The organism is Paenibacillus sp. B-A-8, assembly GCF_048572915.1.
Lineage (GTDB): Bacteria > Bacillota > Bacilli > Paenibacillales > Paenibacillaceae > Paenibacillus_AQ.
This window is the reverse complement of the sequence record NZ_CP183882.1, coordinates 4,069,386-4,084,561: the sequence shown is the minus strand read 5'-3', so window position 1 is coordinate 4,084,561 and position 15,176 is coordinate 4,069,386. Positions and strand designations below refer to the sequence as shown.

Annotated in this window: 16 protein-coding genes and 1 pseudogene; all 17 read left to right on the top strand. The window is 41.9% G+C overall.

The genetic code is table 11. From position 1 onward, the window contains the following. Window positions 1-22: 22 nt before the first annotated feature. The 17 genes and pseudogenes from ACN6MV_RS18230 (at window position 23) to ACN6MV_RS18150 (ending at window position 15,136) form a co-directional block, all read left to right on the top strand. Entirely contained in the window at window positions 23-913 is an 891-nt protein-coding gene (locus ACN6MV_RS18230; RefSeq protein ID WP_419884571.1) for a carbohydrate ABC transporter permease, read from the top strand. A gap of 12 nt (window positions 914-925) precedes the next feature. Further along, window positions 926-1,834: a carbohydrate ABC transporter permease gene (locus ACN6MV_RS18225; protein WP_339286961.1), complete on the top strand. Its 909-nt coding sequence runs from the start codon at window positions 926-928 to the stop codon at window positions 1,832-1,834. Between the two features lie 12 nt (window positions 1,835-1,846). Then, window positions 1,847-2,707, top strand: coding sequence for a metallophosphoesterase family protein (locus tag ACN6MV_RS18220; RefSeq protein ID WP_419884570.1), 861 nt, complete (start codon window positions 1,847-1,849; stop codon window positions 2,705-2,707). Beyond that, on the top strand, window positions 2,704-3,906 hold the full coding sequence (locus ACN6MV_RS18215) for a Gfo/Idh/MocA family protein (RefSeq protein ID WP_419884569.1): 1,203 nt from the start codon (window positions 2,704-2,706) through the stop codon (window positions 3,904-3,906). Before ACN6MV_RS18220 ends, ACN6MV_RS18215 begins: the two co-directional genes overlap by 4 nt. Before the next feature lie 2 nt (window positions 3,907-3,908). Further along, window positions 3,909-4,424, top strand: a complete 516-nt coding sequence (locus ACN6MV_RS18210; RefSeq protein WP_375105420.1) for a GNAT family N-acetyltransferase — start codon at window positions 3,909-3,911, stop codon at window positions 4,422-4,424. A gap of 163 nt (window positions 4,425-4,587) precedes the next feature. Beyond that, window positions 4,588-5,616: an ROK family protein gene (locus tag ACN6MV_RS18205; protein ID WP_419884568.1), complete on the top strand. Its 1,029-nt coding sequence runs from the start codon at window positions 4,588-4,590 to the stop codon at window positions 5,614-5,616. Between the two features lie 19 nt (window positions 5,617-5,635). After that, window positions 5,636-6,838 carry an MFS transporter gene (locus ACN6MV_RS18200; RefSeq protein ID WP_419884567.1) on the top strand — a complete coding sequence of 401 codons (1,203 nt, stop codon included), beginning with the start codon at window positions 5,636-5,638 and terminating at the stop codon, window positions 6,836-6,838. 65 nt (window positions 6,839-6,903) lie between these two features. After that, window positions 6,904-7,995, top strand: a complete 1,092-nt coding sequence (locus ACN6MV_RS18195) for a glycosyltransferase (protein ID WP_419884566.1) — start codon at window positions 6,904-6,906, stop codon at window positions 7,993-7,995. After that, window positions 7,995-8,615, top strand: a complete 621-nt coding sequence (locus ACN6MV_RS18190) for a glycerol-3-phosphate acyltransferase (protein ID WP_419884565.1) — start codon at window positions 7,995-7,997, stop codon at window positions 8,613-8,615. The genes ACN6MV_RS18195 and ACN6MV_RS18190 overlap by 1 nt, the downstream gene beginning before the upstream one ends. 32 nt (window positions 8,616-8,647) lie before the next feature. Then, window positions 8,648-9,213 (top strand): annotated as a pseudogene (locus ACN6MV_RS18185) (ABC transporter substrate-binding protein); the annotation flags it as partial. 29 nt (window positions 9,214-9,242) lie between these two features. After that, window positions 9,243-9,608, top strand: a complete 366-nt coding sequence (locus ACN6MV_RS18180; protein ID WP_419886778.1) for a cupin domain-containing protein — start codon at window positions 9,243-9,245, stop codon at window positions 9,606-9,608. Between the two features lie 118 nt (window positions 9,609-9,726). Next, complete coding sequence (locus ACN6MV_RS18175) at window positions 9,727-10,149, top strand: SRPBCC family protein (RefSeq protein ID WP_042128610.1); 423 nt, start codon at window positions 9,727-9,729, stop codon at window positions 10,147-10,149. Between the two features lies 1 nt (window position 10,150). After that, a complete protein-coding gene (locus tag ACN6MV_RS18170; protein WP_042128608.1) occupies window positions 10,151-10,483 on the top strand; it encodes an ArsR/SmtB family transcription factor in 333 nt (110 codons plus the stop codon). A gap of 169 nt (window positions 10,484-10,652) precedes the next feature. Next, a complete protein-coding gene (locus tag ACN6MV_RS18165; protein ID WP_042128606.1) occupies window positions 10,653-10,847 on the top strand; it encodes a hypothetical protein in 195 nt (64 codons plus the stop codon). 179 nt (window positions 10,848-11,026) lie between these two features. Then, a complete protein-coding gene (locus ACN6MV_RS18160) occupies window positions 11,027-11,212 on the top strand; it encodes a hypothetical protein (RefSeq protein WP_419884564.1) in 186 nt (61 codons plus the stop codon). A 93-nt stretch (window positions 11,213-11,305) separates the two neighbouring features. Continuing rightward, on the top strand, window positions 11,306-12,073 hold the full coding sequence (locus ACN6MV_RS18155) for a foldase protein PrsA (RefSeq protein WP_419884563.1): 768 nt from the start codon (window positions 11,306-11,308) through the stop codon (window positions 12,071-12,073). A 24-nt stretch (window positions 12,074-12,097) separates the two neighbouring features. Then, the gene (locus ACN6MV_RS18150) at window positions 12,098-15,136 is read left to right on the top strand and encodes a peptidase domain-containing ABC transporter (protein WP_419884562.1); all 3,039 of its coding nucleotides are present in this window, start codon (window positions 12,098-12,100) and stop codon (window positions 15,134-15,136) included. Window positions 15,137-15,176 lie beyond the last annotated feature (40 nt).

Here is a 15,176-nt window from a genome sequence, read left to right as displayed (position 1 = left end):
AATCATGGAAGGATAGAATGGTATGAATGCCGGATGGAGTGAGAGGCTTAGACGAAACGGATTCGGCTGGGGACTTGTGTTGCCTTCGCTGCTCTTTCTTTGCTTGTTTACTTATTACCCTATGTTTAAATCGTTTTGGCTTAGCTTTTATGAGAAAAATTTAGCGACTCCTGAGCCTTTGTTCGTCGGTTTTGACAACTACATTAATCTATTGCATGACAATGTATTTATGAAGGTGTTCAGCAACAATATATGGTTCGCCATTGGCACAGTACCCACTTCATTGGCTTTGGCTTTCTTGATGGCACTGTTTGCCGATAAGGCGATAAAAGGGCGGGGACTGGCACGTCTTTCCTTTTTCTATCCGAATATGATCCCGATGATCGCTGTGGCGAACATCTGGTTGTTTCTGTATACTCCTCATTTTGGGCTCTTTGCCAGACTTGCTTCCTGGATCACAGATCAGCCCGTGAATTTGCTCGGAACGCCTGATACGGTGATGGGTGCATTAGTAATCATGATGATCTGGAAAGAAGCCGGATATTTTATGATTTTCTACTTAGCAGGGATGCAGCAAATTCCCAAGGATTTATATGAAGCCGCTGCAGTAAGCGGAGTCGGTACGTTCACTGCCATTCGTAGAATCACAATTCCGCTCACGATGCCGACTACCCTGTTCGTGGCCGTTGTAGCGATAACGAATTCCTTTAAGTTGGTAGACCATCTATGGATTATGACAAAGGGCGGTCCGAATAATACGAGTAACCTGCTGCTTTATTATATCTATGAGTCGACCTTTAATTTCTACGATCAAGGGATGGCCGCATCAATGACGGTGATCATGATCGTACTGCTGCTCCTTATTTCCTCCCTGCAGTTTTTTGGTTGGGATCGGAAAATCCATTATGAATAGGAGGTGGAATCCATGGAGGATAATCCACTAAAGCTGCCCTTAGTATTAAGGCAGAATAGCAGTAAAGCTTTAGAAGAGGAGCGCATTCTAAACTCCGGTAGAACGAAGCGCCGAATCCAGCAGATCCTGTGGCATGCGGTTGGATTTGCTTTTGCAGCGGTCTGGATCATTCCTTTCCTATGGGTGGTAAGAACGGCTTTTCTGCCCAAAGACGTCGCTATCGATGCGGGATGGTCTTGGGACTTCACGTTTGAGAATTTGATTCATGTCTGGAATGGAGCGCCTTTTGTACGATTTTTTATGAATACATTGCTTGTGTGCGGTGTTGTGCTTGCTGTGCAACTCGTTACAATGACGATGGCTGCTTATGCGTTCGCACGGGTACGATTCGCCTTGAAAGATCTGTTATTCATGTTATTTTTGGTACAAATTATGGTGCCGCCAGATGTTCTTATCTTTTCCAACTATCAGGTGTTGAACGAAATGGGTCTGCTGGATACCAAGCTGGGGATTATGCTACCTTACTTTGCCTCCTCCTTTGGAGTGTTTCTGTTAAGGCAATCCTTCAAGCAATTACCCTATGAGCTGGATGAAGCTGCCCGGGTGGAGGGCGCCTCACGCCTGCATATTCTTTCAAGAATCTATGTCCCACTGTCACGCCCGATTTATGTGTCCTTTGCGATCGTGTCGGTCAGCTTTCATTGGAATGATTTCTTGTGGCCCCTTATTGTAACCAATTCAGAGGAGAATCGCTTATTAACCGTAGGTTTGGCGATGTTCGCAAAAGCCACGGAATCTGGTGCACAGTGGTCGGATGTCTGCGCGGCTACGCTAATTGTTTCGGCACCCTTAATGATTGGATTCTTATTGTTCCAGCGGCAAGTGATAGGAAGTTTTATGAGCTCTGGCATTAAAGGTTAGGAGGAGGCATTTATGAGGCTGGCGATTATCGGGGACTTACACTATCCGGACGAATTGTTAAACAACAAGGTTTTGATTAAAGAGGCACGAGATGCTTTTTACGAGCAATTTATGAATCTATTCTTGTCCATTCCAGCTGATTATCATATTTCTGTGGGGGATATGGTTCATGCGGGAGAATTTAGCGAATTTAATTATATCCTGAGTAAGATTAAAGACAGCAAACATCCCAGACGTTTTCTGCATGTTCTTGGTAATCATGATACGTACACTTATCCTAAGCAAGAAATCCTTTCAGTCACTCGGCAGCAGCGATACAGTGTTATTGAAGAGACGAATGCGATCATTATATTGCTGGATACCGCACGGGAAAATCGAGATGATTGGAGCGGAACCCTTGATGATGAACAATTAGCCTGGCTCGAAGCACAAATGAAGCGGAAATCGGAAAAGCCTTTATTCGTTTTCGGCCACCATCCTCTGTATAATACGACGGCTAGATCCACCGAGCCAATGATGTCACTGGATCCCAGCTTGGATATTTGGCCGATATTGAAGCAGTGGCAAGGTGTGGGCTTCTATTTCAATGGCCACAATCATGTACATTCTATCGTAAGTAAAGAAAACTGGCATTTCATTCAAACGGCCTCTATTCTGGATATTCCTGCTGCTCGAATCCTTACTGTGCTTGAAGATGAAATCAGGTTAGAGATGGTTAATCTGGCCAGTGAGCAATTGAGTAAGTGGTCTTCATTATTTACCTTCAGCATTTTTGATTATGAAAAATATCCACAGGCTGAAGGAGAAACAAGAGATCAGGAACTAATCATCAATCGGGTTCAAATGGACAGAAAGCAGGTGGATCAGCAATGAATCGTCAACCAGTAAGATTAGCGATCGTAGGTGGGAATCGCGGGGCCAGTTTTATGAATGCACTGTACTCTCTATCGGATCGGATACATCTGACCGCCACTTGTGACTTAAATGAGTGGGTGCTTAACCAATGGAAAGAGAAATTTCCGGAAATTCGAACGTATCGGGATTATCATGAAATGCTAAAAGATTCAGCGATTGATGCGGTATTTATCTTAAGCCCCATGCATTTGCATGCCAGACAATCTATTGATGCTTTAAAAGCAGGAAAACATGTCCTAAGCGAAGTGATTTCGATCCAATCCTTAGAGGAAGCTTGGGAGCTTATAGAAACTGTTGAACAAACCGGACTTAAATATATGATGTCTGAAAATTACTGCTTCTCGCGCTCTAATCTAACGATTAAACATATGGCGGATCAAGGCATATTCGGTGAAATTACTTATCTGGAAGGCGGCTATATCCATGATTTACGTCATTTGACTCATCATCCGGATGGTTCTCTGACTTGGCGGGGGCAATTACATCAGCAGTATAACGGGATTAATTATCCGACGCATTCTATAGGTCCGGTTGCCCAATGGATTAACCTCAATAAGCCTGAGGGTGATCGATTAAAAAGCGTCTCGACTTTTGTTTCCAAATCTAGATCCTTACAATATTATTTCGGAGAGCATTATGGAAAAGATCACCCGGCAGCACGGGAAGGATTCTGGCGGCAAGGAGATAGTGCGGTTGCGGTCATTGAAACGGAAAAGGGCGTGCTAATTGAACTGCGCGTAGACTGGTCCTCCGTTAGACCACATAATAAAACACATTATTTGCTGCAAGGAACTGAGGGAGCATATATTACGGGTCGTCATCAGTACGAAGAGGATTTGATCTGGTTCAAGAATCTCTCGCCCAAAAATATAGCGGATGGAGAGGAAATGTGGGAGCCGTTAAGCAGCTATCAGCCACTCTATGATCATCCAACATGGAAAAAATGGGGCGAATACGCTGCTGGGACGAAACATGGCGGAGGTGATTTTATGGTGCTTGAGGAATTCATTTCTGCTATTCAGGAGGATCGGACACCTTCAGTGGACGTATATGATGCCGTTACTTGGAGCTCTGTGTTTACATTGTCTATGGAATCAGTAGAGAATGACGGGAAAGCAATAGCCTTTCCTGATTTTAAATCGAAGGTGAGGATTTGACGGTGGATCAGGCCCTCTCCAAGCTTGTAATGAAAAAAGAAATGCTGTCCGACTTACCTGTCTTTCACTGTCCTAACGGGTATCTAATTCGTCATTTCGAGCCGGATGATGAACGGAACTGGGAGGAGCTTATCCGCCATTCTTTTACGAGGGAAGTTAAATTTGCACATAAAATCAGTGATCATGTACCGCTTTATTCTGAGCGCTTGCTGTTCATTTGCCGTGGGAATCAGCCTGTTGCGACAGCTACAGCCTGGGAGTCGGGTAGTGAGGACCATAAGAACTGGTACTTGCATATGGTTGGGGTGCTTCCAGAATATTCTGGTAAAGGTCTCGGTTATGCTGTGAGTCTAGCTGTCTTACACAAAATAAGAGATTCAGGGGGAAAGGTAGCATGTTTAGAAACCGATGATTTCAGACTGCCCGCCATCCGCATTTATTTGAAATTAGGATTTCAGCCTGTGTACTTGGATGAAAGCCATCCTGGAAGATGGGAACGAATCCTGAAAAGGCTTTAAATTTGTTGATAATTAGGGGGGGCTTCATGCCCCCTTATTCATGTTGGAGCTTCAGAGGGGCCGCATCCAAAAATTATGTTGTCGTTAAGATGTATTCCTGCTATAGTCATACTGACTTATTAAATGCATTTAATAAGTCAGTATGACTATAGGTGGGTGAGCCATGGCAAGTGATAAACGACTTCCTTCACAGCAATTGAAATCTGAGATTATTCGAGATATTCGAACTGCATTATTAGAGCTTGGAAGAGCAACGAAAGCAGAGCTAAACCAAAATTTACAATACAGTTTCCCAACGATTAGTAAATTTCTAATGCAGATGGAAGAGGCAGGGGAAGTAACGATCATTGGCCTTGATGAATCTAGTGGCGGAAGAAGGGCAATAAGATACGCCTATAATCCGAATTATCGATTAGGAATGGCTATTTTTTTGGAAAAACATGAAACGAACTATACCATCTATAATTGCATTGGTGAGGTAATCAAAGAAGGGAATTTACCTAGTATTCTTGAGGAAGACGTTAGTACACTCGTCTCGCTTATTGAAGGTGAAAAAAAGGCCAATCCTAAGATTCATTCCGTAGCGATTGGTGTTCCAGGTGCAGTGAATCATGGGAAGATTTTTCTGATCCCGGGTTATAAGAAATATCAGAATCTAGATTTAAAAAGCTATATAGAAGATCAACTCTCGATCCCGACCATTGTGGAAAATGATATGAATGCCGCTGTAATCGGTTATATGGCGCAAAGAAATTTGAAGGAGAATATTTCTCTGATGTATCTGTATTTAGGGAAAAATGGTCCGGGAGCCGGAATAGCGGTTAATGGTGAAATTGTTCGGGGAAAGACATTTTTTTCAGGGGAAGTTCAATATATGCCCCAGTATGACAATCGGAATTTCATAGAAGCATTAACTGGAGATCAAGGTGGATCAAGCATGCAGGCGGATCATAAAGTAGATGCGATTAGTCGGTTAGTGGCTACTATGACCTCTATTTTGAATCCGCATTATATTATTTTTTGTGAGGATGAGTTAACTCCAGCTATGGTTAATCAAATTGCTGAGCGAACTGCTACATACGTTCCTAAGGAACATCTTCCGGAATTAGCGGTAAGTGACTTGAAGCGTGATTATCTGAATGGATTACAGAGTCTTGGATTAGGTTTATTAGTTTCACAACAAATAGATTAGAACCCTTAAGGAGATAACGATGGCAACTTTTTTTCTAATTATTATTTATTTAGCATTTATTAGTTTAGGACTGCCAGATTCATTGCTTGGATCCGCATGGCCGGTGATGAGAATGGATTTAAATGCTTCATTAGGAACTGCTGGAATCCTCTCGATGGTTATTGCAGTAGGCACAATTGTATCGAGTTTGATGAGCGGTGTAATTCTTAAACGTTTTGGTACGGGGAAAGTGACCCTTGTAAGCTGTATCATGACTGCTGTAGCGTTGCTTGGTTTTGCATGGTCACCTTCATTAGTCTGGTTAATTGTTGCTGCGATTCCACTAGGTTTAGGTGCAGGATCTGTAGATGCCGGATTAAACAGTTATGTTGCTACGCACTATAAAGCGCATCATATGAGTTGGTTGCATTGTTTCTGGGGTGTAGGCGCTACACTGGGTCCTATTATTATGGGATCTTTTATCTCTGGAGAAGGTCTATGGCGACAAGGTTATCTTACGGTTGCTTATATTCAATTGAGTTTAGTGGTTATTCTATTCGTCACGCTGCCTTTATGGAAAAAAGTGGCTGTAAACAATAGCAACCCAAATGTTGAAAGTGATCATGACTTCAATCAGTCTGAGCTAGAACATGCAGCTGAGAACACAAAGCCTTGGAAACTAAGAGGGGTAAAACTAGCGATGTTAACCTTCTTATTTTATTCTGCAATTGAAACGAGTATGGGGTTATGGGGGAGTAGTTTTCTTGTGAATATCAAAGATGTCCCTGCATCGACTGCTGCTACATGGGTGTCGTTTTTTTACCTAGGGATTACTTTTGGTAGAATGGTGACGGGCTTCATTACTTTTAGAATGAGTAATAAACAGCTAATTCGATATGGTCAACTTATTGCTTTAATCGGTACAATATTGTTAGTACTGCCGCTTCCAACGATAGTTTCACTAGTAGGATTTATGATCATAGGTCTGGGGTTAGCTCCTATTTTTCCATGTATGCTACATGAAACCCCAGTACGTTTCGGGAAGAAGCATGCCCAGTCGATTATGGGCTTTCAGATGGCAACGGCTTATACAGGTACCACGCTGATGCCGCCCTTTATCGGCTTACTCGCCTCGAATTTTACGCTGGGTATTTTCCCTGCGATGATTGTTTTTTTCGCAATAGTCATGCTCTTATGCACAGAGAAGCTTAATCAAAATTCAGCTAAAGTAAATGTAGGTTAAATTTGAAATGAATATATTACGGACTAACCCTTCATATATATAGATGTAGAAGGGGGGAACTGTAGATGTGGTTGTTCATTGTAATAGGCGTTGGATGTCTCTCCGGTTTTATTTTGTTTAGAAAGAATACTTTGATCACTTCTCATGAGCCTATTCAAGGACGGGAGAAATTGTCCATCATCATTCCCGCAAGGAATGAAGAATATAATTTGCGCTTTCTGCTCGATTCACTTCAGTCTCAAACCATTACACCTTATGAAATTATTGTGGTTGATGACTTCTCGGAGGATCGGACCAAAGAAATTGCTGAGAGCTATGGGGTTAAGGTTATTACGAACAGTACTCTCCCTGAGGGATGGACGGGTAAGAGCTGGGCAGTCTGGAATGGATATTTACAAGCCTCGGGCGATATCTTTGCTTTTTTGGATGCGGATATCCGATTAAAGCCTAACGCTTTGGCGTCATTATTAACAGCAAGGGAGCTATCGAAAGGTGTCATTTCGGTAGTTCCTTTTCATCATACAGAAAAGCTGTTTGAGAAGCTCGCCTTAATCATGAATATGCTGGGGATCTTCACCTTCACTTCGGTTTTTGAACGGAATAACGCCAAAAAAGGACTGTACGGCTCATGTATTCTAGCTTTAAGGCAGGATTATGAAAAAGTTAATGGCCATCAAAGTATTAGATCTGAAGTGCTGGATGATTTGTCTTTAGGAGAAAAGTTTATCTCGGCCGGTGTTCCGATTCGAAATTTTATTGGTTATGGCTTAGTATCGTTTCGCATGTATCCGAAGGGGATAAAAAGTGAAATTGAAGGCTTCAGTAAAGGGGCTGTCTTAAGCACCTCAACGTTAAGTCCACTGACAATTGTTCCAATTGCACTTTGGGTGGTTGGACTTATTGTCTCAGAAACCGTATTTGTCTTTGCGAATACTTCATGGTTTATGCCTTTATTGATAGGTTATCTTCTTTATATGTTTCAACTCTTTTATTTTATTAAATATGTAGGGGTATTCGGCATCGTTATTCCTGTATTTCACGTGGTGGCTACTCTTTTCTTTATCTTGATCATGCTTTATTCGATTTATCAGGTTGTTTTTCTAAGGCATGTAAGCTGGAAAGGAAGGCATATCCAGGTGGGAGGCCATAGGGACTAATGATCATATTGTGGATCGCGGGTTTATTTTTGTCGGGATCTCTTATGTTTTCCTATTGGCTTGGGCTGGCGCGTAAAAAGAATCTAAAATTCATAGGCGACGGTAATCCGGGGGCTTTGAATCTATGGAAGTCGTCCGGTTATAAATTCGGCATTTTAGGTATTATTTTGGATTTTCTAAAAGGATATTTGCCTCTTTTATGGGTAATGGAAAGTCATTATAGTGAAAGTTATCTCATTGTTCCGTTAGCTTTAGCTCCCATTGCAGGTCATGCCTTTTCTCCTTTTCTTAAAGGAAAAGGTGGGAAGGCGATCGCCGTGACCTTTGGGGTATGGAGTGCGTTGACAGGATTCAAAGCTTCTTTAGCGCTAGCTGTTATTTTAGCAGTGCTGAAAGTGATCGGTAGTTGGTACAATCGCAGAGTCAAAACTCCTGTAACGGATGGTTTACAAGTGGTAAGCGGAATGCTGCTGCTTTCCGTTTATCTGTATATCAGTAAGTGGTCTGCTCCTATTTTGTGGGTTTGGCTTGGGAGCTTTGTGATCCTTGTCTATACGCACAGATTTGAATGGCGTACGTGGCTACGGAAATATTCAACAAGGGAACGAAAAAGAACATAAAGGCTTGGTATAAACAAGGGTGTCCCAGCAGCGTGTATGATTCACTAGAAAAAAACACCAGTCATTACATTAAAATACAAGGACATCTATGAAGATTGGCAATATGGACTCCGTACAGTAGCCAAGATTATTGGCAAAGAAGACGAAGCGGAAAAAGTAATTGATAAAATGATGAAAGATATTACAGCTGGGAGTGAAACATTAAAGTCGATGGAAAGAGAGACAGTAGCGCTTATATTGTCTTGGGATGGAAAAACTTTTAATGTTCTAGGTGAAGGGAATTCGGTCTATAAACTTGCGTTTGATAAAGAGAAGGGACTGGGGCTTACACCGGATGATACATATACAAGTAAAAATAATGAATTTACTTCATTTGAAGGAATATCAACTGTTCAAGCAGACCATATTTTCCTTATAGGTGACATTACAAAAAAAGGAGGAATTAATGAATAACTTAAAACAAAGTAATGTGTGGAATGCTATGAATGCCGTAAAGAAAGGGAATGTCTATTTAATGGATAACTCCGCTATTACTGGTGGATCATTAGCTATTGATTACGCTTTACAAAATATATTATCCGCTTTGCTTAAGCGCTAATAAGCTGAGGAAGATAAGTAGTGATTATTATCCATTATCAAGCTATTAATCTGAAAGATAAGTTATCTAAATTTAACGACCTTTGGTCTCCCAAAGTCATTGGTGAAATGATTGACTATCAATTTAAACTTATTAAGATCATTGGCGATTTTGAATGGCATGTTCATCAAGATACCGATAAGGTATTTTTCACGCTCGAAGGGGAGATGATCATTGATTTCCGTGATGGTCAGGTTAAAATCTCCAAGGGTGAGATGTTTATTCTCCCAAAAGGAGTCGAGATGAAGCTATCCGCCGAAAAGGAATGTCATATCATGTTGGTGGAGCCTAAAAGCGTAGGAAACACTGGCGGTACTGAGTCCGAATTAACAGCAGCCAATGATACTTGGATTTAGTTAAGGCTTTCCTCCGCTATTCCCTTAAGGTTTCTGGAAATTGACATAACACCAAATGGTGTTATAATAAAAGTGAAACCAGAAGGTGTTACATTAAAATGAATTTTGGAGGAAATTTATGCAAACTCAAGGACCACTACAAGATATTCGTCAAACAATTACACTCAATGCGCCCATTGAAAAAGTATGGAAAGCTGTTTCCACTGCTGAAGGAATAGCTGCCTGGTGGATGCCAAGTACATTCGAGCCGGTGGTAGGCCATGAGTTCATTCTACATGCTGGACAATTCGGGGATTCCCCTTGTAAAGTTACAGAGATTGATGAGCCGAACCGTGTCGGTTTTAATTGGGGGAAGGATTGGCATCTTGCCTTTGAATTGAAAGAAATTGATGGGAAGACGGAGTTCACCGTGATTCACTCTGGATGGGACCCTGAAAAGGTAACTGAATTTGGTCAACCGCATCCAATCGTTCGTGGCTTTATGAACGGCGGCTGGGAGAAAATCGTCCAAGAAAAACTTCCTGCTTATATCGAGGCTTAAGATGCCAGTCGCTGAATCTGGGCATGATGTATTTCAAGCGATAGCAGATCCTACCCGCCGCAGTCTGCTAAAGCTGCTTGCTAATAAGGAAATGTCCATAGCATCTATCTCGGACTGCTACCCGATCAGCCGAACTGCTGTTAACAAGCACTTACAAGTATTGTCCGATGCGCAGCTTGTTAGCAGTCAGAAAGTCGGCCGGGAGACTCGGTACAAGCTTCAGCCAGAGCCTTTACTGGAGCTTCAAGATTGGCTTACCTTTTTTGAACAATACTGGGCGAATAAACTGTTTGCGCTTAAAGAATATGTTGAAGCAGACCATAACAATGAATGATAAACCGAGAGGCGTGTGATCGCGCTTCCCGGTTTTTTTGATTATTGAACACGGAAGATTAGAAGAAGCGCCGATTTGTGAAGGATTTTAATAGACAACACAACTATAGTTGCTTGTTAAACCTCATAATTCTCTTTATTCTAAAAGGTAATTATTGGAGGTGAGTTTAATGTCAGAAAACGTTAATCAAGATGGCACTCAACCAGAAGAAAAGCTGCAATTGGAAGAATTGCAGGAAGAAGTCAAATCTCTTAGTGACGCAGAGATGAAGGAAGTCTCTGGTGGATTAGGTGGGAATAGAGATCAATTGAAAACTACGACATCTAGTGCTATCAAAAATGGAAGAACAATCTTTAATGGTTAGTTGTATCTCTTGCATTTAAGCATTGATTACAACCACTTCATGATGCTGTATATGGGGTGGTTTTTTATTATGATATGTCTTTAGAAGAAATCATCGTACACTTAACAACACAACTATAGTTGCTTGTTAAACCTCGTTATTCCCTTTAATCTATAAGGTAATTATTGGGGGTGAGTTTAATGTCAGATAACGTTAATCAAGATGGCACTCAACCAGAAGCAAAGCTGCGTCTGGAAGAATTGCAGGAAAAAGACAAATCTCTTAGTGACACAGAGATGAAGGAAGTCTCAGGTGGAGCAGGAACGGGGAAATTATTACATATCCCAAGTTCTGCGGTAAACGGGAAAGGCTACAAAATGGGGTAGTTATAACTCGAGAATCTCAGCTTATATTTACAATCACCCCCTAATCATATAGAAGGGGGTGATTGTTCATTAATTTCAAATGAGGTTATAAATATGTCTTTACAAACGATCGTTGCACTTACGGTAGACGGGAAATCTACTAGCCTAAATGAAGTCTTACGCTATGCTAGAAACCGTCAGGCTTTTTCAGCCTTGCATAACAAGGGGAGACAAATACTAATTGAACGATATGCACACACCCAAGGCGTTCAGGTTAGCGTAAAGGAGCTGCAAGAAGGAATCGATGATTTCAGGAGGAAGAAAGGTCTTTTACAAGTAGCGGCAGCTACGGAATGGCTTCAGCGCAACCGAATGACGCTTGATGATTTAGGAGAGTATGTTCGTGAGACGCTAATTGAATCCAAATTGATGCATATAGTATGCAGTGCTCAAGTAGAAAAGTATTATTACGAGCAGCGACTATCCTTCGACACAGCCATAATCTCACAGATTATTATGGCGGAGTATGGAGCGATCCGGGAGTTAATGTATCGCATCGAGGAAGGTGGGGATTTCTACACCTATGCCCGTCAGTATTCTTTGGACGAAGCCACTAGACTTGCGGGAGGGTACACCGGCGAAGTAACTCGTGCAGCTTTATCTCCTGTGGTAGCGGCTTCCGTGTTTGGAGCCCAGCCTGGTGAAATTGTAGGACCTGTGAAGACGAATCGAGGATATCATTTAATTAAAGTAGAGGAGATGAAACACAGCGTTCTGGATGAGAGAATAAGAGAACAAATTCTATCCTTACTATTTGAGGAATGGGTCGCTGAGCAATTGAGTTTGGCCAAGATTGAGATCCCTTTGTGGGATCAAATATAAGCAAACCCAAGTTGGGATGTGTGCATGGTGGAGAGGCTGTTAAATCAGGTATCTCTTTTTGGTGTAATGAATGAACAGGAAAAGCTTCTCTTGTCGCAGCAACTTACAGTAGTTAACTTTGAAATGGGACAGACGATTGTTCATACCGGGGAACAGATGAATGCTTTCTATATCATCGTTTCAGGACAGGCTAGACGAATTAAAGAACTGCCTGATGGCAATGAGATGAACCTGGGTTTGCTCCAGACGGGTGAGCATTTCGGAGAAAGTGCTTTGTTGAACAATGAAACGACGGATATTACGATTAGAGCGTCCACAGAGCTTCAGGTGTTAAAGTTATCCAAGGAAGATTTTATTCTAATGCTGGAGACGCGCCCTGATCTAAGCATATATATGAATCAATATATGGCATCTGATGCGATGCGTATTTTTTTGAAGGGCTCTACTATCTTTTCTAACATTGAATATCAGGTGCTTCGTTCACTGCTCGATAAAATTACAGTTTGTGAATACTCAGCCGGTGCTTCAGTTGTAACAGAGGGTGAACCAGGAGACGCATTTTACATATTAAGATCTGGGCACGCAGAAGTGGTAAAAGAAAGTCAGGGCGTGTTGCTAAATAAGCTGCAAGCGGGTGATTTTTTCGGAGAATTAGCGCTGCTAAAAGGAGAACCTCGTAAAGCAACGGTTAGAACAACAGAAAAATCTACGCTTTTTCGGCTTTCGAAAGAAGATTTTGACCATCTCATAAGCGAATATCCGAAAATTAAGGAAGCGAGCCTTCGAATTGCTTCAAATTACAGTGGCCGTAATCCCCTCGACCAGAAAGTTGAAGAATTCACTGAGCCAGCTCCGGAACCAAGCGTATCAATTCCGATAGAAAAATCAGCTATTGTGAGACGAATCAAATCTAAGCCTGCAAAACCTTGGCGAAGGTTCCCTTTTATTTTGCAGCAAAGTGAAATGGACTGTGGCCCCACCTGCTTAAGTATGGTCTGTAAATATTATAGTGTATCTGTTCCGATTAATTATATTAAGTCCAATATGCAACTCTCCAGATCGGGAACGTCACTTCAGGACATGATGGATAGCGCTCAATCTCTAGGATTTGAAGCTGAGGGATTAAGAGTTAACCTGGCAAATCTATCTGATATCCAGCTTCCAGCCATTGCGCATTGGAAAGGGAATCACTATATTGTCGTGTATCAGGTAACGAAAGAGCATATATATGTGGCAGATCCTGCAATCGGTGTAGAGAAGCTGACGCATGAACAATTTGCTCAACATTGGAAAGGTATGCTTTTGACACTTGCCCCAACCATGGCTTTAAAAGAATCCATTCCCCGCGGCTCCACCTTACAAAGATATGCCGCTTATCTGAAGCCGCATAAACATGTACTAGCAAATATTTTGCTGCTGTCTGTTGTAATTCAGCTAATTTCGCTGTCTTTGCCCATTATTACTCAGTCAGTGATTGATAATGTATTGGTTCACCGTAACGAGCAGCTGCTAATCCTATTAATGTCTACTATGCTAGCGATTTCTTTAATTAACGGTCTTTTTATGTTCGTTAGGCAATGGGTATCCTCGAAAACCGCGCTCAAAATCGATACGAATATGGTAGAAGCTTTTTATGAGCATCTGCTTGGGTTACCCCTATCTTTTTTTAATGAACGTACTGTGGGTGATATCCTTACAAGGGTGAACGAGAATGAAAAAATACGGCAAATCCTCACCTCAGGGGCTACTAATTTAATCCTTGATCTCGTTACCATCGGAGTTTATAGCTCGTTAATGCTGTATTACAATCCAAAGCTATTTTTCATGGCCGCAGTTATTATTCCGCTATATATCGGTCTAATTTATTTCGTATCTCCGCGGATGCGCAAAAACAGTAGAAAACAGTTCCAAGCGGAGGCGGAATCAGAATCAACGATGGTGGAGGCTGTCAATCTCATTGCATCAATTAAGACACTTACTGCAGAAAGAGCCGTGTTTAATCAATTGAAAGTTAAATTTAATAATGCGACGAAGCTGCGATTGAAAGGAACATTGCTTTGGGTCACTGCTGAAACAGGTGGAGAGTGGATACGTACGCTAGGGACGATTACAGTTTTGTATTTTGGCTCCCACTATGTATTGCAAGGCGATATGTCTGCTGGGGAACTGGTTGCTTTTACGGTTTTGTTATCAACGGTAACTCAGTCGATCTCCTTTATTATTCACATGCTCGATGATCTGATGGAAGCACGGATTTCTATGGAAAGATTAGACGATGTATTTCAATCACGCCTTGAGCAGTCCGAACAAACGCAGCTTAGAACACTTGTGAATGTGAAAGGTCATATCTCTTTTGAGAATGTTACCTTCCGTTATGAGGTGGATGGGAAGAATATTCTTCAGAACATTAACTTAGAGATGATGGCGGGACAAACTATTGCAATCGTAGGACGAAGTGGGTCGGGGAAATCAACAATTGCGAATTTATTAATGAATTTGTATTCTCCATCAAGTGGAATGATACGTGTGGACGGACATGACCTGCGAACGATAGATGCACTTTCCTTGCGCCAAAAGATAGGGGTTGTGCAGCAAGGTACAGCGATTTTTCGGGGGACGATTCTTGAAAACATAGCCTTCGGACAGCAGGATGTCGCCTTTGGTGAAGTGGAAGCCTCTGCGATGTTAGCCGGCGCACATGATTTCATTAATGAACTTCCGCTTCGTTATGATACGATGATCGGCGAAGGTGGAATTAGATTATCCGGTGGGCAAGCTCAAAGAATCGCGATTGCACGAGCGCTACTTGGCAATCCCCCGATATTGGTGTTTGATGAAGCGACAAGCGCACTAGACACGGAATCGGAAAGAAAGATTCAGAACAATATGGAGCTTATTATTAAAAATAGAACGACGCTGATCATCGCGCATCGTTTAAGTACAGTTAAGCATGCGGATCGTATCATTGTGCTCGACCAAGGCGTGGTTGTAGAAAACGGAACTCATGAAGAGCTTTTGCAGACTCAAGGTCTATATTATTATTTGGTCAGTCAGCAACTATAACGTGTTGGATTAGCCATGTTCTTTGAACGTGGTTTTTTGT